This window comes from Shewanella benthica KT99 (genome assembly GCF_000172075.1).
Lineage (GTDB): Bacteria > Pseudomonadota > Gammaproteobacteria > Enterobacterales > Shewanellaceae > Shewanella > Shewanella benthica_A.
Genome location: NZ_ABIC01000033.1, coordinates 25,369 through 47,962, shown reverse-complemented (window position 1 = coordinate 47,962; position 22,594 = coordinate 25,369). Strand labels below are relative to the sequence as shown.

Sequence of the window (22,594 nt, the reverse complement as noted above, 5' to 3'; positions counted from 1 at the left end):
GTGCATATCTATCCACCTATTTAAAGGGATTTCCCAATGAACAAAAAAGTACTGATGATTGCTGGTGTAGCAATGACTGCCCTACTAGGTGGCTGTGCAAACACTACTGCTCTAGAAGAAAGCATTTCTAACCTAGGTAACAAGGTTGATCAACTGTCTTCTGAAGTTAGCTCTCTGAAGTCTGAGCAAGGTGCTCTTTCTGCAGACGTTAAAGATGCAAAAGCGGCTGCTATGGATGCACAAGCTGAAGCTAAGCGTGCTAACGATCGCGTAGACAACGTTGCTTCTTCTTACAAGAAGTAATTTGTCTGTATCGGCAACACATATGTGTTGCCGATATGTTCTCCCCCTTCTAAGCTAAATCTCCCCCCAAAACAAGTTCAAGTAGATCTAAGCTGTAAGCTGTAAGCTGTAAGCACCAGTAAAACTGAAAATCAGTAAGACGAAGTACATTCCAGTCACTCTTAACTTACCACTTACCACTTACCACTTAGACATTTCATTCTTCAAGCTTCTACAATTTCCGCCCACAAAAAAGCGCCCACTGGGGACGCTCTCTGCACACTGTTCTGCTTATTATGTTCTAACTAATTGGCCTTCCTAGTCACTAGCAGCGCCTAGTACCTGCTCTAAACACCTTCTCTAAAGCGCTATATTCACAGGTAAACCATTCTGAGTCAGTAGCGCATCGTTAGCCTTGAAACTGTCTATATCGTCCTGGCTGATGAACTTGACGATGTTAGCGCTCATGGTCACGACTTTCTCTTGCTGCATCTCTAGCTCAGATTTAGACAGGGCAGAATGCACTTCTATGATATGACGACCATCGGGCTCGGTAGAGATCTTGACTGTCTGGTTGATCACCCGCACAGGATCGCCGTACTGGGTCTGATTAAATAGCCACTCGATATCATCAGGGTTGAGACGCACGCAACCTGAGCTGACGCGCATGCCGACACCAAAATCTTTGTTAGTCCCGTGGATCAGGTAACTGCCATCACCATAAGACAGCTGCATGGCATAATTACCCAAGGGGTTATCCGGTCCGGCTGGTACTATGGCTGGTAGAACCTCGCCACGCTCCAGATGTTCCTTACGGATACTGGCCGGAGGCGTCCAACTAGGATTAGGAATTCTGGCCTTAATTTTGGTAACCATCTCAGGGGTTTCACGGCCTATGCGACCTATCCCGACGGGAAAGACATGGACTTGCTTACCATTTTTAGGAAAGTAGTAGAGTCGCAATTCCGGTAGGTTGAGCACTATCCCTTTTCTTGGCACATCGGGTAGCAACATCTGCGTCGGTATGATGAGTGTAGAACCTGGGGTGGGTAAAAATGGGTCCACGCCTGGATTTGACTCCATCAGCTCCAGAATACCGACATTGTACTGCTTGGAAATTGTCTGGAAATAATCCCCCTTCTGTACCAGATGCTCCTGAAGCTCACCGATAAGACGACTGCCATTTTCCGGCAGATCATACACGTTGGCCATACTCATGCCTGGAATTACACTTAAGATGAACAACAGCAATATTCTCATCATAGCTATCTCTATTTCCTTTTTATTCTCTACTATCAAAGCGAATGTGACGACCGCTAACACCCATCAATATAAGGACCAGCAGATAACTCAAACACTCATATTCAGCTTAAATGTTAACCCCTGCTGCCACTAAATCCTAGCCCTATCGAGTACAAAATCAGGGTGTAAAACTAAAGCGTTCAGCCGAGGTTAATTTGCCGCGATAAGGTTATATTTTCTTCGACAGGGTAACAATAAAGTCGATCTCTAACCCTTCGAAGTTAGCTGAGGCGATCTTGTTACGCATTTTATCATTGGCCCGCCACGCATACGGCGTCATTTCCAGCAGCGTCAAGGCTTGCTCACCATCAGCATCTAGCTTAAATGTCACTCTCTGAGTCGCTAATAATTCGAGTCCACTGACTTGACCCGATTGCAGCGATTTCTCTTTCATATTGGGGTAGATATACCCTTTCAACTGCCATAGGTGCCGAGGGGCGGGAGAGACCTGCAATAGATAACCAGCTTGCTTGAGGACCCGTAACGGCTCTTTTCCTTTGAGTTGCTTATCGATTAGCGTCACTAAATCGAAGCTAGCGTCTGCGAAAGGAAGTGCTCTTAGGCTACTGACAATCAAGGTACTTTTTTCTGCTGGCTCACTTTCATTACCTGAGTCATTACTTGAATCATTACTTGAATCATTACTTGAATCATTACCAGAGTCACTGGCAGAATCTGCGCCGGTAGCATTATCTGAGTCAGAGTCCGCTTCCGCTTCCGCGTCGATCTTCGCCGCCGAGAAGAGTGCATTCTCGGCTTCATTGATGCCATGCTGCACTAGAGTTAATCCGGCTTGCTGCAGAGGTTCACTGAGTGCCGACTTTATCGCCCTAAGATAGTAGCCTTCGCCACAATCATATTCCAGATGCGCAATTCCCCCCTCTGACGCAATATTCGCTAGCTCAGGTTTGAGCATCTCGGCTAAGGTGTCGACCAGCGGAGAGAATACACCGGACTCGAGTAAGAAACGCTTACCGCGCATCACCTGCCTAGAGTCTAATTTAGGCTTTTTAGGCAGGCTAAATACCCAGTAACCCTTATCACTCTTATCGAAATGATGCTTATTACTACAGTGTAACCCTTGAGATTCCTGATGGATCAGCAGCGGCTGGTTACACACAGGGCATAGATAAATACTTTTCATAATGTCTCTTTAACAATTAAGCGAATATAAACACACACAAGAGTGCGCCCAGTGCCAGTCGATAGACGACAAAGGGGGTCATGCCAATTCGGCTGACCAATTTTAAAAATACGTGAATACAGGCGTAAGCGGCGAGGAAAGAGACGATGATACCCAGAGTTAACGCCTGAAAATCTATCGCCTCACCACTGGATATAAGATCTTTAGTCACCAAGATAGCAGCCCCTAAACTGATGGGTACCGACATCAAAAATGAGAAGCGCGCCGCGGCCTCACGGCCAAGGCCCAACATCAAGGCTGCCGTGATGGTCGCGCCGGAGCGGGATGTGCCTGGGATCAGCGCCATGGCTTGAGCCACGCCTATGACCAACGCCTTCTTCCAACCCACTTGAAACTCAGTCAGCCCCTTGTTGGTCAGTCTATCGGCCCACCACAGTAAGAGGCCAAACACGATAGTGGTCGTCGCCACCACCTCGATATTTCGCAGATGAGTAGCAATAAAATCTTTAGCGGCGAAGCCGACTATGACTGCCGGTATAGTCGCCAGTATGATCCACCAGGCCAGCTTACTCTCATCATTGTGCTCGCCCTTGAACATGCTGCCACCCCAGGCAATAAACATCGACCACAGCTCACGCCTGAAATAGATGATAACGGCGCACAATGACCCAGTATTGACGGCGACATCGAAGGACAAGCCCTGATCTTCCCAGCCAAGGAGTTGCGCCGGTAAGATAAGATGCGCCGAGCTTGAGATGGGTAAAAATTCGGTCAAGCCCTGAATTAAGGCTAATACTATGACCTGAAATGTGTCCATGCATATTTCCTGATTAATGAATCTACACCTAGTCGTTAAATGTGTACTTAGGTGAGAGCCAAGATTTGTACTTAGAGTGAGTAAAGAGTTGCGGCTTCATCCGCCAGAGCCGGAGTCCAGGCAAATGGAACGGGCCAAAGTCTTTGCTGAGTTTTATCGTATTCATTCCACAAAGTTTGATAACTAATATTCACCGCAGGATGGATCAAATCGGCGGCAAGCTCAGCCATAGGCCAGAGAACGAAGGCATTGGTTAAGATTTCAGCCCTTGGCAACTCAACAGGATCGAACGTGACCTTATCGCCATAGAGCAGCAGATCCAGATCCAATGTTCTGGGAGCAAACTTTTTAGCCCCCACCAGACGGCCATTGTCTTGCTCGATCTGCTTAAACAGTGACACTAGTTCACCTATGCTCAGTTCGGTATCGACGCCAACGACCATGTTTAAAAAGTTACTGCCTTTAAAGCCGACCGCTTCACTTTCATACACAGAGGAGAGCAAGAGTTTGCCAAAGTGATAGCTTAGCTCACTTAATCCAGACTTAAGGTAGCGATCAGGCTCAATATTACTGCCTAGGCTGATATAAACACGAGATAACATCTAACAATAACCCCGCTCAATCTCGACACCGACGGCTGCAACATTCGGCACGGCTCCCGGTTTCATCACAGTCACCTTGAGCCAAGGCACATCAAATTCATCCATTAAACAGGTCGCGATCATCTCGGCTATGGTTTCGATCAGTTCAATTGGCTTTTCGGTTATCAAGGCCGTTAATCGATTCGATACCGTCTCATAACACAAGGCATACTGATAATCATCGCTATCCGCGGCAGGCTTGTTATCCCAAGCCATATCCAGATCGATCAACAAGGTCTGATGGATCTTCTTCTCCCACTCATAGATGCCGATAACAGTGTCTATTTTTAACTGTCTTATTAATACTCTGTCCATGATCTCTCCAAAACCAGACTCGTTCCTCATCGATGAGGGCTCATTTGCGCCCTTCGGCTCAAGAGGTCTGATAAGCGTTAACGGATAAAAAAGATATAATGTCAATCTTATCTATTAATTTGCTAAATGCCTCTTTCTAACGGTACAAATCCCAAGTAGGATAAGGCCCTGTAGAAGGATTTTACCTCTCAGGCAAAGCAGATAAAATAGAAAGTTGTGATTATGGCTTAGCACTGAAAAATATTGTGGCGCGATGATACCTTAAGACGGATAAGGAAACCAATTTGACCCTAACAGTACTCACTCTGGTGATGATATTGACCGCCTATCTGGCTGGCTCAATTTCCAGCGCCGTGCTCGTTTGTCGAATGCGTGGGCTTCCCGATCCAAGAACAGAGGGATCAGGCAATCCCGGGGCGACCAATGTCCTGCGCATAGGCGGAGCCAGCTCAGCTGTCATGGTACTATTGTTTGACATGTTAAAAGGCGCCCTTCCCGCCTACCTCGCCTTCCGCATAGGGGTCGACCCCGTCTCCCTAGGCCTGATTGCTATCGCCGCCTGCGTTGGCCATATTTTCCCTATCTTCTTTAAATTTAAAGGCGGCAAAGGAGTCGCGACCGCATTCGGCGCCATGGCCCCAATTGGTCATGATTTAGCCCTTGCTTTGATAGGCACCTGGATCGTCATGGTATTAATCAGCCGTTACTCCTCACTCGCCGCGATTATCACCGCCATGCTTGCCCCCGCCTATACCTGGTATCTGGATGACAGATTTATCATCCCGGTTTCCATGCTCTCGGCACTGATAGTCATCAGACACAAAGACAATATTAGCAGGCTGTTAAAGGGTGAAGAATCTAAGATGTCCCGCAAGAAGAAAGATAAGTTTTAGCAAGCCTAAGCTAAACCTTCAAGCATAAAAAAAACACCTGTTTGCATCTGCAAACCAGGTGTTTTTATTGCTTGCAACTTACAGCTTATGGCTCGTAGCTTAAGAGCCTATAGCGGTGGCAGCGAGTCTAGCGGCCAGCGTGGCATACCTTTAACGCCTAAACCCTCGGTCTGACCCGCCTTCAGTCTCTGCAAACCGGCATAGGCGATCATGGCACCATTATCGGTACAGAACTCGCCTCTGGGATAGAAGACTTCTCCGCCTAAATTTTGCATCATCTCGGCTAGCGAGCTGCGCAGGCGTGAATTTGCACTCACTCCTCCGGCAATGACTAAGCGAGTATAACCGGTTTGTTTCAGTGCACGACGACACTTAATAGAGAGTGTATCGACCACAGCTTCTTCGAACGCTAGGGCGATATTGGCACGGGTTTGCTCATCATCGGGCTCTCTGGCAATCGTATTGGCGGCAAAGGTCTTCAAGCCAGAAAAACTGAAATTTAATCCTGGCTTATCCGTCATAGGACGAGGAAAACGGTAATGGCCAGTCTCACCTTTCTCAGCCAGCTTAGCTAACCTTGGCCCACCCGGGTAATCTAGCCCCATGAGTTTCGCGGTTTTATCGAATGCCTCGCCTGCGGCATCGTCAACAGACTCGCCGAGCACTTCATATTGTCCAATGCCTTCAACGGCCACCATCATAGAGTGTCCCCCGGATACTAGCAGCGCAAGAAAAGGAAACTCGGGCACATTATCCTCTAGCATAGGAGCTAAGAGATGACCTTCCATATGGTGCACGCCAACGGCAGGCTTACCCCATGAATAGGCTAATGACCGTCCCACACAGGCTCCCACTAATAAGGCGCCGACCAGACCTGGGCCCGTGGTATAAGCCACGCCATCTATGTCATCCATTGTACTGTTAGCATCGGCAAGTGCCTTCTTAATCAAGGGCACTATCTTTCTCACATGATCGCGAGATGCCAGTTCGGGGACAACCCCGCCGTAATCGGCATGTAGCTTTACCTGACTGTAAAGTGTGTGAGATAACAAGCCCAGCTCGTCATCATAAACGGCTATTCCTGTTTCATCGCAAGATGTTTCAATACCTAAAACCCGCATCGTATCCCGTCAAAGTGTCATAAAAGGCTGCTAATTCTACCTGCTGTGCTTTAATTATACCAATAGACTTGCTGCTGATTTGGATCCTGCTGATAATTGTATCAATTACAGTGATTATTAGCGGGTATACACAAAATATCCTCAACATGACTTAGCCGGGATCTAAAATAGGATCTCGATGGTGAGAAGTTCTAAAATATGATCGCGAAATATGCTTTACAAACACGCTTAATTCGGTGTAGAATTCCGCACCATTTTTAAATTAACTTGAGTCGAGAAATTGACTCTCTACAAACTACACCTAAGGGGTGATGGCGTATGCCAATAATTAAAGTACGCGAAAATGAACCATTTGACGTAGCTCTACGTCGTTTTAAGCGCTCTTGTGAAAAAGCCGGTATCTTAGCTGATGTTCGCGCTCGTGAGTTCTACGAGAAGCCAACTACTGCACGTAAGCGCGCTAAAGCCGCTGCAGTTAAGCGTCTTGCTAAGAAGCTTTCTCGCGAAACCGCTCGTCGCGTACGTTTATACTAATCTATTATGAGCCTAGTTGATCAGCTAAGAAGCCAAATGAAGGACGCCATGCGTGCCAAAGCTAAGGTACGCTTGGGGACTATCCGTATGGCACTAGCCGCCGTCAAACAGATTGAAGTGGACACCCGCGAAACTCTCAACGACGACCAAGCTATAGCTGTCTTAACCAAAATGGTTAAACAGCGTCGCGATTCGATTACACAATATAGTGCAGCCGGACGTGACGAACTAGCAGCAATTGAAGCGGAAGAGATCAAGGTTCTTGAAGTCTTCCTGCCTAAGCCTCTTACTGAAGAGGAGATTGTCGTGCTAGTTGATGCCAGCATCGAAGAGATGGGCGCATCCTCCATGGCGGATATGGGCAAAGTAATGGGCGCATTAAAACCTAAAGTCTTAGGCAGAGCTGATATGGCGTCAATTGGCGCTATGATCAGAGCTAAACTTAAGTAACTTAAGAATAATGCGTAAATAAGCCGTGCTCTTGCACGGCTTGTTTGTTTGTACAGTTTCAGTTTTTTATTTCGTGCTAATGGCGAAAGGCGGCATTTACCAAACTAATGGCGATACCTCGTGATTTTATCAATGAGCTAGTAGCTCGCATCGATATTGTCGACTTGATCGACGTTAAGGTGCCCCTTAAAAAGGCGGGTAAAAATCACTCTGCCTGTTGTCCGTTTCATAGTGAAAAATCACCTTCTTTTACTGTCAGTAGAGATAAACAGTTCTACCATTGTTTCGGCTGTGGTGCCCACGGCAATGTCATCGACTTCGTCATGGAATACGACCGTCTCGACTTTATCGATACTATAGAAGAGCTCGCTGGGCAACTGGGTCTAGAAGTGCCCAGGGAGCAAGGTACGGGTAAGAGACGCGATGAAGGATTGAGCCGCGATCTGTATCAATTAATGGAAGAAGCTAGCCGACACTTTCAGAGCCAGCTTAGACAACATAAAGACAAACAAAAGGTTGTCGATTATCTGGACCATCGTGGCCTATCCGAGAAAGTGATAGAAGACTTTCATATCGGATTTGCACCAGAGGGCTGGGATGGTTTACTCAGTCGTTACCGCCAGAGTCAGGATTCCCAAGATAAACTACTCACCGCGGGAATGGTGATTGAGAACGATAATGGCAGACGTTACGACCGATTTCGCGATCGGTTAATGTTCCCGATTCGTGACAGACGAGGCAGGGTTATTGGCTTCGGCGGAAGGGTTTTAGGTGATGGTACTCCCAAATACTTGAATTCTCCGGAAACGCCCATATTTCATAAGGGTAATGAGCTGTACGGACTCTATGAGCTTAAACAGCGTCACAGAGATCCACAGCGAGTACTCATAGTCGAAGGCTACATGGATGTGGTCGCACTGGCACAGTTTGATGTCGACTATGCCGTCGCCTCTCTCGGTACTGCAACCACGGCAGAGCAGTTTCAACTCCTGTTACGTACCGCCAAAGAGGTCATCTGTTGTTATGACGGTGACAGAGCCGGAGTAGAAGCCGCATGGCGTGCATTAGAAACCGCACTGCCGCTGCTCAAACCCGGTAATCAAGTTAAATTTATGTTTCTGCCTCAAGGTGAAGATCCAGATACCATGGTTCGCCAGGTAGGAAAAGAAGCATTCGAAAGTCAGATTGATGATGCTAAGGCACTTCCCGAGTTTCTTTTTGAAACTTTAGCCCAACGCCATGGCGCCGATAAAGGGACATTAGCCAAGCAAGCCATTAGTTTGATTGAGAAAGTACAAGACATAGTTTTACAAAGTTTATTGCTGGAAAATCTAGCCTATAAGCTCGGAATGAACGGTGCCGATGAGCTAAGAAGAAAGTTGGGGTTCAGCTCTAAATATCAGGGCCAAACTCTGCAGAATAAAGCGTTAAAAGGACGAGGAACTCCATTGCGACTAGCCATCGCACTGCTAGTACAACATCCTATGTTAGGTGAGGGACTGCCCATGCAGCCTGCACTGAAACACATCAAGATGGCCGGCATAGATTTGCTGATCCACTTGCTAGACATTACTCGTGTACAAGTTAAAAACAGCGCACAACTACTTGAACAGTACAGGGATGCTCCGCAATTAGGCACCCTAAAAAAACTGACCCGATGGGACCATCAAGTGGCGGATGAAAACTTGCAACAAGAGTTTAGAAAAACCCTGATCTGGCTCAATAATCAATATATTGAACAGCGATATCAGGAATTGAGTCTAAAACAGAACCATACTAAAGAAGAAAGGATTCAACTAAGCAAGCTGATTGCAGTCATACAAGGGCAAAACTAAGACACTTTTCGCCTTAAAACTAAGCACTTGGACTAGCACACGGAAGCGCACAAGGCTATAATGGACGATTTGCGTGGCGATAAATTATTGCCCGTCGTTTTAACCGATACCCAACTTGGATGATATCTATGGAGCACACTCCTCAGTCGCAACTTAAACTGTTGCTAGCTAAAGGTAAAGAGCAAGGCTACTTAACCTATGCAGAAGTGAATGATCACTTGCCTGCTGATATGGTCGATGCAGACCAGATCGAAGATATTGTCCAGATGATTAATGACATGGGTATTCGCGTCTACGAACAGGCGCCGGATGCTGATGAAATCATGATGTCAGAAGACAGCACAGATGATGATGCTGCAGAAGAAGCTGCCGCTGCACTTGCAACGGTAGAGGCCGAGCTTGGTCGTACAACAGATCCTGTCCGCATGTATATGCGTGAAATGGGCACTGTTGAACTTCTTACCCGTGAAGGCGAGATTGTTATCGCTAAACGTATCGAAGAAGGAATCAACACGGTTCAAGCATCGGTCGCCGAGTATCCTCAAGCGATTGCCGCGATCCTCGATCAGTTCGATCGCTATGAAGCCGAAGAAGTTCGTCTATCCGATATCATCTCAGGTTTTATCGACCCGAATGCCGATGATATTGCCCCAACGGCCACTCACGTTGGTTCAGACTTATCCCAAAGTGAGCTCGACAAAGATAACTCGAAGGATGATGAAGATGAAGAAGAGGAAGGTCCAAAAGGACCGGATCCTGAAGAATCTAAAGAGCGCTTCACTCAGCTAAGAGAAGTACATGAGAATACGCTGAGGATCATCGCAGACAAGGGTCGTGGCCATCCTGAAGCAACCGTAGCCCTATTTGAAATCGGTGAATTATTTAAAGAATTCCGTCTTATGCCTAAGCAGTTCGATCGCTTAGTCAAGGGCATGCGTGCCACCATGGATAAGGTCCGTGTTCAAGAACGTTTGATCATGAAGCTCTGTGTTGAGCAAGCTAAAATGCCTAAGAAAAACTTCGTTAAGTGTTATACCGCCGACGAAAGCAGCATAGCCTGGTTTGACGCCGAACTCGCCTCTAAGAAACCTTATGTTGCAGGTTTACAGATGGTCGAGACTGACGTTCGTCGTTGTCGCTTCAAGCTCGATATTATCGAGAAAGAAACCGGACTCGCGATTGCGTCTATCAAGGATATCAACCGTCGTATGTCGATTGGTGAAGCTAAGGCTCGCCGCGCTAAGAAAGAGATGGTAGAAGCTAACTTACGTCTGGTTATCTCTATTGCGAAAAAATACACCAACCGTGGTCTGCAGTTCCTGGATCTTATTCAGGAAGGTAACATAGGCCTGATGAAGGCGGTTGATAAGTTCGAATATCGTCGTGGTTACAAGTTCTCAACCTACGCAACTTGGTGGATCCGTCAGGCGATCACTCGCTCTATTGCCGATCAGGCAAGAACGATCCGTATCCCGGTGCATATGATTGAGACAATCAACAAGCTGAACCGTATTTCTCGTCAGATGCTACAGGAAATGGGCCGCGAGCCGACTCCTGAAGAGCTGGCTGAGCGTATGATGATGCCTGAAGATAAGATCCGTAAGGTACTTAAGATTGCCAAAGAGCCTATCTCAATGGAAACACCTATCGGTGATGACGAAGATTCGCACTTAGGTGATTTCATCGAGGATACCACTCTCGAGCTACCTTTGGACTCGGCCACGGGCGAGAGCCTGAGAAACGCGACTCACGAAGTATTAGCAGGCCTAACGGCCCGTGAAGCTAAGGTGTTGCGTATGCGTTTCGGTATCGACATGAACACTGACCATACCCTCGAAGAGGTTGGTAAGCAGTTCGATGTGACCCGTGAGCGTATTCGTCAGATTGAAGCTAAGGCGCTGCGTAAGCTACGTCACCCTTCTCGCTCTGAGATACTCAAGTCTTTCCTTGACGAGTAAGTCTAGTCGCTAAGCATTAGCTCGTTGAGACTCGAAAGCCCTGCCATTTTTGGTGGGGCTTTTTGTTTTCCTCTCACTTTCCGAATAAAACCCAAATAAGCCCTTAAATCTGAAGTTAAGTTAAAAAATTTGAAACTGGAGGTTTAATTAAAGATTAAACGAAGAATTAAATCGACCGTTTCGCCAGGATTAACGGGTAAAAAAGTAAGTAATTCAGAATCCCCACGACTTCCCCACAAATTAACTGCCCATAAAAATAGCAGAAACAGATAAATTCCCCGCGGATTGATTAACAGATAAGCAGTTGAATTCAAAGTTAGCATTTCTCTTCAAAACACGGGTGACAAGCGCATTTAAACCTCGTATACTTCTCGTCGCTTTAGGTAGTGACGACTTCCTTTAGTAGGCCCCTTAGCTCAGTTGGTTAGAGCATACGACTCATAATCGTCAGGTCCACAGTTCAAGTCTGTGAGGGGCCACCAATTCAAAACAAAAAAGCCCATTGATAAGATGGGCTTTTTTGTGTCTGAATTAAAGCTTCCTCGCTTTATTTTCAGCAGAAACGTTTTGCTTGATGCTTCCTTTTACGGGGCGGGCGAGAAAAGTTCGGGTGACCCTAGCAAATGAAAAACGCTCACTGCTGTTCCAGGGCAACAGTGAAACGAAGCGTGCCATGGCGCAGTAGCCCAATAGTACCTGAGCCCAAGTGCCTATTGTCGGGATCCAATATATCCACTGGAGCCCTTCTATCTGTGCCAGTAGTAGCAGTGATAAATACCAAAATCGAACCTGTATGGGAAATGCAGTAACACTTCGTTTCATCATGATAAAGTGGAGTAGATGAACGACGGTAAGACCTATTGCAAGCATATAACCCAAGGGGTCAACGATGACTCCGTAAGTAAGCAGTGCAGCGGTTACCAGCCAATATCTCCAACCAGTATCATTTAACTCAATCATGAACATATGTAGCCTCTGTATTTTACTCTCCATTAAATAAGATTTTTCTTATGGATACATATATTACATTAGATTTATCTTTTGAATAGTGGCATCTATCACTAAAATCGGATTGCTCGCTTTTCTAAACTGGTAACCAATTTATCTGTATCAGGTTATCTGGTGGGAAAGCAAATACGCGAATGAGAAGGGAACCATATAATATTCAAACAAAAGAGCCTGCATCACTGCAGGCTCTTTCTCAAAGTTAACTCTCTTTTCTATTTCTCTATGGCAGACTTTTCTATGGCAGGACTAGATGCCTAACTTGTCTCTCATGGTGTAGTACCAGGCCCCAATAGCACTAAACGGCACTTGCAGTATATGGCCCCCAGGGAAAGGGTAATGCGGCAAGCTGGCGAACGCATCGAAGCGGGTCGCCTGTCCGTGGATCACATCGGCGAGTATCTTGCCCGCCAGATGAGTGTAGGTCACCCCATGACCGCTACAGCCTTGTGAGTAATAGATGTTGTCGCCGATACGACCGACTTGAGGAAGACGGGACAGAGTCAGCAGAAAGTTTCCCGTCCAGGTATATTCAATTTTTACATCTTTGAGTTGCGGGAAGGTCTCCAGCATCTTGGGCCGTATGATGGCCGCGATATCGGCGGGATCTCTTGCGCCGTAGACAACGCCGCCGCCATAGATGAGTCGTTTATCGCCGGATAGCCTGAAGTAATCCAGCAGATAGTTACAGTCTTCGACGCAGTAGTCTTGTGGTAACAAGCTGGCGGCGAGCTCGTCACTCAATGGCTCAGTGGTGATGACCTGAGAGCCACAGGGCATAGACTTGGCCTGTAATTCTGGGATGAGTCCGCTGAGATAGGCATTACCCGCAACGATGACAAACTTGGCTTTGACCGAACCTTGCGCCGTATGAATAGTCGGATTACCCCCCTGCTCAACCTTAATAACGGCCGAGCCGAAACCACCACGGCCACATAGGATGCACAGAAGGTCGAGGGAGCAATCCACACCGTCATCAAGCCGCGCTCCTTAGGCCAACCGAATAGATCTGCCATATGAATAAACAGCAACAACAGCGACAGACCCGTGATCACTTCCGGCATCACTAAAGGAGCGGTGATCATGTTCGATAGTGTTATCTTGCCCCATGAACGTTTGAAACGTGTCATCACGAACGCCGCCATTGTGCCTAATACCACAGCCATGGTGGAGGCGAAAAAGGCCACTTTCAAGCTGGTCCATACCGCATCTAAGATCTGCTGATCGCGAAACAATTCACCGTACCACTTAGGTGAGAATCCGCCCCACACAGTCACCAGCTTAGACTCGTTGAAGGAGTAGATGACTAAGACAAGCATGGGAGCGTAGAGGAAAAACATCCCCGCCCACAGCATGATGGTAGAGAAACTCAGCTTGCTTAATCTGCTCATAGGTCACTCTCCATACTCTTGGCCTGATAGCGGTGGAACAAGGTGATAGGTATGATTAACAGACCTAACATGATGATCGCCAGCGCCGATGCCACGGGCCAGTCCCGGTTATTGAAGAACTCCTGCCACAACACCTTACCTATCATCAAGGAATCCGGGCCACCCAAGAGTTCAGGGATAACGAACTCACCGACGACGGGAATAAACACCAGCATGGAGCCCGCAATAACCCCGCCCTTAGACAGAGGTAAGGTGACCTTCCAGAAAGTATTCAGACTACGGGAGCCCAGATCCGACGCCGCCTCTAACAAGCTGCCATCGAGCTGAGACAGAGTCGCATATAGGGGGAGTATCATAAACGGCAGATAGGTGTAGATGATGCCGATATAAACGGCAAAGTTAGTGTTGAGCATCTGTCTGAATGGGCTCGGAGATCACCCCAAGCCAGATTAAGAAATTATTGATCACCCCGTTATTGCTTAGCAGTCCCATCCAGGCATAAACCCGAATGAGGAATGAGGTCCACGAAGGCAACATCACCAATAAAATCAATAGTCCTTGATTCTTCTTCAGGGCTCTGGCAATGGGGTAAGCCATGGGATAACCGATCAACAAGCAGCCTAAAGTGGTAATAAAGGCCATCTTGAGTGAGCCCATATAAGCATGAAAATACAGGGAGTCTTCGAAGATCAGCAGGTAGTTCCCCAGATTGAGCATGATCTGCAATGACTCATCGGCATAACTGGCCAGAGACTCATAGGGAGGGATCGAGATGGCTGCCGTCGACAGGCTAATTTTCAGTACGATGGCGAACGGGAGGGCAAAGAACAAGAGTAACCAGAAGTAAGGCAAGCCTATGGTCCAGTATTTTCCCTTGGGTAATCTAAACGTTAATGATCTTTTCATGATGCCACCTTAAGATCTGAGAACCACTCCACTGGTGGCCTCCCAGCTGATGAATACCTTGTCTTGCCATGTCGGCGGATCCGAGCGACGCTCTCTGTTAGTCATCATCGACTGGATCAGTTGATTATTATTCAGTCGAATATAGTAAACAGATATCCCCCCAGGTAGGCGATATCCTCAACCTCCCCTCGGCACCAGTTATATTCACTGTCCGGTTGTTCGCGGCTGATACGCGCCTTCTCCGGCCTGACCGCTAACCAGACACGTTTATCATCGACATTGGTCGAGACGCCGTGGCCGATATAGAATTGTTGGGTGAAGTTGGGAGATTGTATGATGGCATGATCCGGCTCATCGACGACAATTTCACCCTCGAATAGATTCACCGAGCCGATAAATTCCGCCACCATACGGCAGGAGGGGCTCTCATAAATATCCATGGGCGAGCCAGTCTGCACTATCTTGCCCTCATGCATGATGGCGATACGCTCCGCCATGGTCATGGATTCTTCCTGATCGTGGGTCACCATCACACAGGTCACCCCAACCTCTTCGAGAATATCGACCACTTCCAGCTGCAGACCGAAGGCGATATTTTTTCCCACCGTCATATGAGGAAACAGGGCATAGGATTGGAACATCATATTGATGGGGCGCTCATGGGCGGCATGTCAGTGATGTCGACTCCGTCGAGGATAATGCGTCCCTCGGAGGGCTTCTCGAAACCTGCCAAGATGCGTAGTAAGGTGGACTTGCCTGAGCCAGAGCCACCTAACAGGGCGAAGATCTCTCCCTTATATATGTTCAGTGACACATCATCGACGGCTCGGACCTCATCGAATAATTTGCTAACCCGCTCAACCTTAAGCAATAGCTCACCTTGCGTCTTTGTTGTTGGTTTATTGACGACGCCTGCGTTGCTAACCATATTACTTCTCCACAACAGGCACTGATTTCAGTGCCTACGGTAATATAAAATTGAATAACAAAAGAGATTTAGACAAAAAAGGGCAAACCCACAGGCTACCCTTACCTTCTAATAACCAGATTTAACCTTGGTCCAGACGCGAGTCATCACACGCTGGGCCTTCAACGGACGAACCTCACCCACATAAAGGCGCTTGAGGATCTCTTCATTGGGATAGATGGAGGTATCGTTTAAGATCTCCTTATCTACAAACTCTTGAGCGGCTAAGTTAGGATTGGCATAAGCTACATAGTTAGTAATAGGGGCTATCACTTCAGGACGAAGCAGGTAGTTGATGAAGGTATGTGCATTCTTAACATTTTTAGCATCGGCAGGGATCGCCAGCATATCGAACCAAAGATTAGCCCCCTCTTTCGGAATGGCATAACTAATCACTTGACCATTATCGGCCTCTTCGGCACGAGCCGCCGCCTGGAAAATATCTCCCGAATAACCGAATGCAACACAGATATCGCCATTAGCCAGATCGATAATATAACGAGATGAATGGAAGTAAGTCACATAGGGACGAACCTTAGCTATCGCTTCACCGGCAAGCTTATAATCATCAGGATTCGTGCTGTTAGGGTCGAGTTTGAGGTAAGTGAGCGCTTGAGACATCATCTCATCGGCAGAATCCATCATGGAGAAACCACAGCTGGATATCTTCTCGGCATACTTGGGGTTAAAGAGAAGCTCCAGAGAATCAAATGGTGGCTCTTCCCCTAACACAGCTTTGACCTTTTCCAGGTTGTAACCTATCCCTGTGGTTCCCCACAAATAAGGCACAGCAAACTTATTTTGCGGATCGGCCTTCTCAAGCTGCTGCATAAGATCTGAGTTTAAATTGCCTAAGTTAGTCAACTTACTCTTATCTAAGGGCAGAAAAGCGCCCATCTTAATCTGCTTAGCTAAGAAGTCATTGGACGGCACCACTATGTCATAGCCAGAATGGCCTGAAAGCAGTTTAGCCTCCACTACCTCCATGCTATCGAACACATCATATATGACCCGAATCCCAGTCTCTTTCTGGAAGTTTGCTAAGGTATCCTTAGCAATATAATCGTTCCAGTTGTAAACCTTTAGCACCTCTTCGGCATGAACTCCAGCACCGACTAAAGTACAGCTGAGGACCAAAAATGATGTTTTCAGCGTTTTAAAAAGATCCATTTATCTCTCCATTCTAGCGTGTTACAGATAGCCTTAAACTAGCTGTTAGTCATTGTGTTACCGATATAAATCGATTTTATTTTTTTCCAATGCTACACCTAAAAACCGCACCGACCGCCTGCCATGTAAACCTGCTAACAGGGCATTACTGCACATCAAGCTCAGTTGACTGCTTGACGCTTATTTCATTCTCTCTAATGGGTTAACCCACTTTAAAACCCAAAGCTAAGGGAGCCCCTAACGGCTCCCGATTCGATTAAACAGTTAACAGTAGGAACTCACGTTCCCAGGAGCTGATCACTCGTTTATAACTGGCAAGATCCGCCTGTTTCACCGCGATATAACCTGTGGTAAACGCCTCTCCTAGGTATTCACGACACGCGGCACTTTCAGCCATAACCCCTAGGGCTTCCTCTAGTGTCAGCGGCAAGCTGATACTTTGGGCTCTCATTGGCACTCCCTTGAACTGGCGTAGATGGCTTAACATCCTCAATCATGCCGATATAGCCGGCTAACAAACTGGCGGCGATAGACAGATAACTGTTGGCATCGGCTCCAGCGATGCGATTCTCAACTCTCAGGTTTTGCGGAGAAGACTCGGGAATACGCAGACCGCAGGTTCTGTTCTCCTCTCCCCATTCGAGGTTGATAGGCGCAGAGGTACCGGGAAGGAAGCGTCTGAATGAGTTCACATTCGGGGCGAGTAACGGCAATAACTCGGGAATAACTCGGGAATATATTTCTGCAGGCCACCGATATAGCTGTAAAACAGCGGGCCCTTAGTACCGTCATTCAATGAGAAGATGTTCTTACCGGTTTTAGTGTCCACTATGCTCTGATGGAGGTGCATGGCACTGTCAGGCTCATCGGGTACTGGCTTGGCCATGAAAGTGGCGCAGACATTGTGTTTAAGTGCCGCCTCACGCAGCGTACGTTTAAATACAAACACCTGATCGGCAAGAGACAGGGCATCACCATGACTGAAGTTAATCTCCATCTGGGCCGTGCCCTCTTCATGGATCAGGGTATCGATATCTAAACCTTGGATGTCACACCAATCATACATATCTTCAAACAAAAGATCGTACTCATTAGCCGCATCGATAGAGAAGGATTGTCTACCTGACTCCTGACGACCACTGCGTCCCACGGGAGGGATCAACGGCTGATCGGGATCTTCATTACGACGAGTCAGATAAAACTCCATCTCAGGCGCAACCACAGGCTTCCAGCCTTTTTCTTCATAGAGCTTGAGCACCTTCTTCAACACATTTCGCGGAGACAACTCTATAGGATTGCCCATCTTGTCATAGGTATCATGAATAATCTGGGCCGTTGCCTCTATGGTCCAAGGTAACTTGAACACGGCATTCTCGTCGGGCACACAGATAAAATCGATATCGGCCTTATCTAACAGAGCATCATAGGGCTCATCTTCGACATAATCCCCGGTCACCGTCTGCAGCAATACGCTCTCGGGCATACGCATGCCCTTCTCGTCGATAAACTTATCCACCGGCGCAATCTTGCCCCGGGCGATTCCGGTCATATCACAGATGACACATTCAACTTCTGTTATTTTTTGTTCTTTTAAATAAGCGGTTAATTTTTTCATTTTTTATCTCGTTCGGCTGTTTGCACGGCGCTCACAGGCAACACTGAAAGCGTTAAAAATTGAGGTGTAAAACGGATTGTCTAACACCTTCCATTCAGGATGCCACTGCACGCCCAGTGCAAAATTCTTTGCATCTTTAATAGAGAATGCCTCTACTAAACCATCTGGGGCATATGCTTCTGGTCGAAACCCAATACCTAGACGATCGACGCCTTGGGTATACACAGAGTTCACCTCTGCGGAGCTACGGCCCCACGCCTCATGGAGCAATCCTCCAGGTTCAATGTGTACCTCGTGAGAGATGCCATACTGCACTTCGACCGGCTCTTGCTTATCTTCTCTATGCTCGATGAATCCACCCACTTGATGTAATTTCTGGTGCAAACTGCCACCGAAGACCACATTCATCTCCTGAAAACCACGGCAAATCGCCAACACAGGAATACCGGCATCTATTGCCGCCTTGAGTAGAGGCAGTGTTGTCGCGTCGCGTTTAGGATCGTGGTGAGTGCCGGCCTCGCTTGGCTGGCCCTGAAAGTGATGGGGCTCGATGTTTGAAGGAGAACCGGTAAAGAGAATGCCGTCCAGACGAGGTAAGATTAACTCCGCCGGACAATGGCCTAATGCAGGAATGACTAACGGCCAAGCCTTAGTCGCATCCGCGATACTAAGCAGGTACTTTTCACCGACTATATTGAATGGATGTAAGCCTAAATCCTGATTGCACGCCGTCACTCCAATGACAGCAAGCCCTGCATCCGACATAAATCACCTTTATTGTTATATTTTTAATTTTGTCTTTCACACTTGCTCAAGTATGTGAACACACATTGAGCAGCTGTTCAGTTTTTCAAACGCCACACTGAAAATAGCAAACAGGCAAGAGGCTAATTGAATACAATTAAAAATGATAACACCAAACAAAATAAATCACTTAATAACATCAACTTAGACAAACATCGCATTCAACCAGTGCTAGAAACAAGCCATTTATCAGTTTAAAATGAAAATATATGACTTAACCTTAGCGATATAGATCACGGCTACGGCTTGACATTGACCAATATTATTTACATCAAATATTCAATAAATTGATTATTTACTAAGCTGTAAATCACTATTTATACTGAAGGTTTTACAAATAACAGCATAAAAGTCTAGATACTAATGGCGGTAAACTTTGAATCTGCTAGAAAATAGCCATAAGACAGCATGGATCACGCCAAGGCGAAAGGGATAAAACAGAGAGGAGATAAGCAGGAAGCAAGAAATAAGGTAAAATTGGCGAAAAGTGCGGTAAAACCGCACTCATATACCATCGAGTAAATTGTATCTAAAAGTAAATCACTCAATCGAACAAATGAGTATTAGAAATTGGCAGGAGTCGTGGCACTCACCAGCCGACACTCTTCATCGAATGGGTTTCTGAATCTATGGGGAGACTCACTGTTAAAGTAATAACTATCACCGGCTTCGAGAATAAAAACCTCATCCCCTACCGTGAGCTCGAGTCTGCCTTCGATCACCATGGCCGCTTCTTCACCCTCATGCTTGAGCATCTCTGCACCTGTGTCTGAGCCGGGAGGATAAGTCTCACTCATTACCGACATGGCGCGATTAGGGTAATCTCGTCCGATTAACTTATAGTCTAAGTTGCCGTCACCTATGTCCAATAGGTCATCACTTCGGTACACCACCTTGGCCTCACTTTGAGTGTTCCCCTCCATGGAGAAGAAATCGACCAGAGACAGAGATAAACCCGATAGCACCTTCTTCAATGAGTTCACCGAAGGACTGACGCTATTTTTCTCAATCATAGAGATGGTGCTATTGGTCACTCCAGCTCTCTTAGCAAGTTCTCGTTGCGACAGACCTTTCTGTTTACGGATAACTTTCAGGCTAGCTCCAATATCCAAATGCATATCTCCTGTAAGAATGCTTAATTATTCTTTATTACTATTAATCTAGGATAAAAAATGTGCAGATTATTCTTTATACTAATTTGTATCAAACAAAAAAGCATGTTGAATATAAACAACGCCCGTGAATTATATATGACTCTCGCTTAATTGCAAAAACATACTGGGCTAAGTCAGGTTAATTCTCAACATGCTTATGTACCTCACTCAGTACGAATGTACAGGCGCATGAATTATTGCCAGATTTAACCGCCTATTAGGGATTTCTTTTTCCATTTTTCTTCGGTTAAACCGATAACAGAACTCACTAAGGTATTCTTGAGGGTATTTTCCCGAAACTCCATGAAATGTGCCGAGTAAAAAGGCTTTTAAGTTACCTATTGCAATATGAACCCAAGGCAACCATTCATCGACCAACTCACTCGGTGTAACCCTAGCTTCATGCTGTTGAGTGTTATCTATGATATTCAAAGCGGCTAGTCCGTCAGTATGAACTTCTTGCTGTGCATTTAAGTGCCTAGCAACAAAATCGTTAACGGCTTCATGACAAACACTGTCGACGGCCTGCATAGCGATAAATCCCGCGCGTTTCCCTTTGCTTTCAACAGCAATTAACACAGGTGTTTTCCCTGCGGCTCCACGTCCGCGTTTACCTTTTCTCTTTCCCCCAACGAAGGCATCATCAATTTCAATGAGACCTGAAAGCCTATATAGACTGTCTCTATGACCCATTGCCGTTCTCAACTTGCTCAATATTAAGCGTGCCGTTCGCCAATTAACCTCAATGAGTTTACTGAGCCTCAATGCTGAAATGCTGCCTTTATCTGAGCCGAGAAAGTAGATGGCCCAAAACCACTTCGCTAAGGGAAGGTGGTTTAAACAATCAATTTCAGAACCCAACTGGCGTTGCCATTCAAAAAAACTAGCTTCAGGCGTTTTCATCGTCAATCTCACTTCCAGTCGTGATTTATACAATAAGAATAGACTGAAACTGACTCATATGCAGAGGCATGTTAAATTTTGGTTTAACTATAGGGGCTTGTCGGATAACAAGGTTCAAGTCTCTTTTTAGGTTGGGTTCATTGGGCTGATTTGGTGTTTAGTTAGTGTACAGAGTTGCATAGGCGGTGTTATTCAAGATAGTTGTCTTCTAACACCTGCCCGGTGAGGGATGTGCAGACACTTCTGCGACACGGCGCCCTCTTTTGAGAAGGCGGGTCCCTATAGCCTCTGCGACATCAAACAACCTCCATGTTTAAGAGCCAGTTCGACAAATATGTCCATATACAACAGCCAGTTCAGCTTCCATGCTTCTCGTTCATAGCCTCATGGCTATGCCATATTCACCCTAATCACTCGCTCGAAGAGTTTCACGCAGTGAAACCTCACCCTGATGTCGAAGGTCACAGCCGCGTTCACACCTGAGTATTTACTTCTTCGATTTTAGTTTTATTGGCTGCTGCCATGTTAATTAATGGGCCTATTCCTAATATATCGACCATTTTCTAGCTCTGAAAAATACTGTTTAAGCATTGGATGGCTAATAGGTTCCAAAATATCATCAGGCGCTAAGTTTTGTTCGGCCACATAAGTTGAATGTGAACTCCCATGAACTAACACACTATACCAAGGCTTATTTTTTGGAGGTCGAGACTTAGCGACTTGTTCATACCAATTATCAGTTAGTTGAAAGTTCAAATCAACATCGACAATAACGCCACGATAGCCAAAAAGCCGGTGGTGAATTAAGTCGCCAACGGAAAATTTTGCATTGGTTATATTTGTTACCGTTCCCATACAATCTTCTCCATGATCAAGCTGATTAGACTAATAATAGCTGTACAGTGCGCGTGCACAATTAATAAAGCTAACATTTCCCATGCGCGCATAGTATCTAGCTGAATTTATAGCTATTAACAGTTACTTTCAAGGATTGAAAATTAAAAATATGCAGAGAATAAGGTCAGGTTTTTTGCTAGATCCTCCAAGGACGGCGCTTATGAAATCAAGAGCCCGCGGCTCGCAGAACCCTCTCAAAGTAAAAGTGCACATCCACCGCTGGGAAGCGATAGATAACCTTGAAAGTAAAACTCACTAGCCAACACCCATTCAGCGAGAAGCTAAACCAGAAAATGCCCTCAAGCTTCATTCGAAGCAAACTCACTGTATGAGGAAAAAAAACTACATACTTGGCCAAATAAGCAGCGGCAAATGCAGATATCAAAAAAAGCCTTGCTGAAACTCAACTCATGTTAACGATAAATGGAATTTACCTATACTTTTTTAAAGATAGTTTAATGAAAGACGAGTTTTTTTATATAAGGATGAG

The 22,594-nt window shown here is 46.3% G+C and carries 18 protein-coding genes, 1 tRNA gene and 5 pseudogenes; 7 read left to right on the top strand and 17 right to left on the bottom strand.

Going from position 1 to position 22,594, the window contains the following annotated elements; genetic code table 11:
• Positions 1–36: 36 nt before the first annotated feature.
• Positions 37–303, top strand: coding sequence for an Lpp/OprI family alanine-zipper lipoprotein (locus KT99_RS14485; protein WP_005501409.1), 267 nt, complete (start codon positions 37–39; stop codon positions 301–303).
• A gap of 339 nt (positions 304–642) precedes the next feature.
• On the opposite strand, the gene KT99_RS14480 is transcribed toward KT99_RS14485, so the two are convergent.
• The 5 genes from KT99_RS14480 to folB all read right to left on the bottom strand — a co-directional run bounded on the left by KT99_RS14480 (position 643) and on the right by folB (position 4,501).
• The gene (locus KT99_RS14480; protein WP_040572044.1) at positions 643–1,545 is read right to left on the bottom strand and encodes a L,D-transpeptidase family protein; all 903 of its coding nucleotides are present in this window, start codon (positions 1,543–1,545) and stop codon (positions 643–645) included.
• A gap of 208 nt (positions 1,546–1,753) precedes the next feature.
• Positions 1,754–2,728, bottom strand: coding sequence for a putative RNA methyltransferase (locus KT99_RS14475; RefSeq protein ID WP_040572043.1), 975 nt, complete (start codon positions 2,726–2,728; stop codon positions 1,754–1,756).
• A gap of 16 nt (positions 2,729–2,744) precedes the next feature.
• Positions 2,745–3,545: an undecaprenyl-diphosphate phosphatase gene (locus KT99_RS14470; RefSeq protein ID WP_005501403.1), complete on the bottom strand. Its 801-nt coding sequence runs from the start codon at positions 3,543–3,545 to the stop codon at positions 2,745–2,747.
• A gap of 71 nt (positions 3,546–3,616) precedes the next feature.
• Positions 3,617–4,147 carry a 2-amino-4-hydroxy-6-hydroxymethyldihydropteridine diphosphokinase gene (gene folK, locus KT99_RS14465; RefSeq protein ID WP_005501401.1) on the bottom strand — a complete coding sequence of 177 codons (531 nt, stop codon included), beginning with the start codon at positions 4,145–4,147 and terminating at the stop codon, positions 3,617–3,619.
• Entirely contained in the window at positions 4,148–4,501 is a 354-nt protein-coding gene (folB, locus tag KT99_RS14460; RefSeq protein WP_040572042.1) for a dihydroneopterin aldolase, read from the bottom strand. It abuts the gene before it with no gap.
• Between the two features lie 284 nt (positions 4,502–4,785).
• Between folB and plsY the strand changes: the two genes are divergently transcribed.
• The gene (gene plsY, locus KT99_RS14455) at positions 4,786–5,394 is read left to right on the top strand and encodes a glycerol-3-phosphate 1-O-acyltransferase PlsY (protein ID WP_040572041.1); all 609 of its coding nucleotides are present in this window, start codon (positions 4,786–4,788) and stop codon (positions 5,392–5,394) included.
• 107 nt (positions 5,395–5,501) lie between these two features.
• Here plsY and tsaD read toward each other — a convergent pair whose 3' ends face one another.
• Positions 5,502–6,515, bottom strand: a complete 1,014-nt coding sequence (gene tsaD / locus KT99_RS14450; protein WP_005501394.1) for a tRNA (adenosine(37)-N6)-threonylcarbamoyltransferase complex transferase subunit TsaD — start codon at positions 6,513–6,515, stop codon at positions 5,502–5,504.
• Positions 6,516–6,833: 318 nt separating this feature from the next.
• Here tsaD and rpsU point away from each other — a divergent pair, with 318 nt between their 5' ends.
• The 5 genes from rpsU (at position 6,834) to KT99_RS14425 (ending at position 11,774) form a co-directional block, all read left to right on the top strand.
• Positions 6,834–7,049 carry a 30S ribosomal protein S21 gene (gene rpsU, locus KT99_RS14445; RefSeq protein WP_005501392.1) on the top strand — a complete coding sequence of 72 codons (216 nt, stop codon included), beginning with the start codon at positions 6,834–6,836 and terminating at the stop codon, positions 7,047–7,049.
• 6 nt (positions 7,050–7,055) lie between these two features.
• On the top strand, positions 7,056–7,499 hold the full coding sequence (locus KT99_RS14440) for a GatB/YqeY domain-containing protein (protein ID WP_040572040.1): 444 nt from the start codon (positions 7,056–7,058) through the stop codon (positions 7,497–7,499).
• 107 nt (positions 7,500–7,606) lie between these two features.
• Complete coding sequence (gene dnaG / locus KT99_RS14435; protein ID WP_005501390.1) at positions 7,607–9,334, top strand: DNA primase; 1,728 nt, start codon at positions 7,607–7,609, stop codon at positions 9,332–9,334.
• Positions 9,335–9,462: 128 nt separating this feature from the next.
• Positions 9,463–11,292: an RNA polymerase sigma factor RpoD gene (gene rpoD, locus KT99_RS14430; protein WP_005501389.1), complete on the top strand. Its 1,830-nt coding sequence runs from the start codon at positions 9,463–9,465 to the stop codon at positions 11,290–11,292.
• A gap of 405 nt (positions 11,293–11,697) precedes the next feature.
• Positions 11,698–11,774 (top strand) — tRNA-Ile (locus KT99_RS14425).
• Between the two features lie 49 nt (positions 11,775–11,823).
• On the opposite strand, the gene KT99_RS14420 is transcribed toward KT99_RS14425, so the two are convergent.
• The 11 genes and pseudogenes from KT99_RS14420 to hspQ all read right to left on the bottom strand — a co-directional run bounded on the left by KT99_RS14420 (position 11,824) and on the right by hspQ (position 22,062).
• Entirely contained in the window at positions 11,824–12,252 is a 429-nt protein-coding gene (locus KT99_RS14420; RefSeq protein WP_232504307.1) for a hypothetical protein, read from the bottom strand.
• Between the two features lie 294 nt (positions 12,253–12,546).
• Positions 12,547–13,179, bottom strand: a pseudogene (locus KT99_RS14415) (NAD(P)/FAD-dependent oxidoreductase); the annotation flags it as partial.
• A 29-nt stretch (positions 13,180–13,208) separates the two neighbouring features.
• Positions 13,209–13,688: pseudogene (locus KT99_RS22960) on the bottom strand (putrescine ABC transporter permease PotI); the annotation flags it as partial.
• Positions 13,685–14,594 (bottom strand): annotated as a pseudogene (locus KT99_RS14410) (ABC transporter permease subunit). The pseudogenes KT99_RS14410 and KT99_RS22960, both read right to left, overlap by 4 nt.
• Before the next feature lie 9 nt (positions 14,595–14,603).
• A pseudogene (locus KT99_RS14405) lies at positions 14,604–15,522 on the bottom strand (ATP-binding cassette domain-containing protein).
• 108 nt (positions 15,523–15,630) lie between these two features.
• Positions 15,631–16,731, bottom strand: coding sequence for a polyamine ABC transporter substrate-binding protein (locus KT99_RS14400; protein ID WP_005501376.1), 1,101 nt, complete (start codon positions 16,729–16,731; stop codon positions 15,631–15,633).
• A gap of 256 nt (positions 16,732–16,987) precedes the next feature.
• Positions 16,988–18,346, bottom strand: a pseudogene (locus KT99_RS14395) (glutamine synthetase family protein).
• Positions 18,347–18,349: 3 nt separating this feature from the next.
• Positions 18,350–19,111, bottom strand: coding sequence for a gamma-glutamyl-gamma-aminobutyrate hydrolase family protein (locus KT99_RS14390; RefSeq protein WP_005501368.1), 762 nt, complete (start codon positions 19,109–19,111; stop codon positions 18,350–18,352).
• A gap of 602 nt (positions 19,112–19,713) precedes the next feature.
• A complete protein-coding gene (locus tag KT99_RS14385) occupies positions 19,714–20,262 on the bottom strand; it encodes a cupin domain-containing protein (protein WP_040572049.1) in 549 nt (182 codons plus the stop codon).
• Between the two features lie 210 nt (positions 20,263–20,472).
• A complete protein-coding gene (locus KT99_RS14380; protein WP_005501365.1) occupies positions 20,473–21,207 on the bottom strand; it encodes an IS1595 family transposase in 735 nt (244 codons plus the stop codon).
• A 525-nt stretch (positions 21,208–21,732) separates the two neighbouring features.
• The gene (hspQ, locus tag KT99_RS14375) at positions 21,733–22,062 is read right to left on the bottom strand and encodes a heat shock protein HspQ (RefSeq protein ID WP_005501363.1); all 330 of its coding nucleotides are present in this window, start codon (positions 22,060–22,062) and stop codon (positions 21,733–21,735) included.
• Positions 22,063–22,594 lie beyond the last annotated feature (532 nt).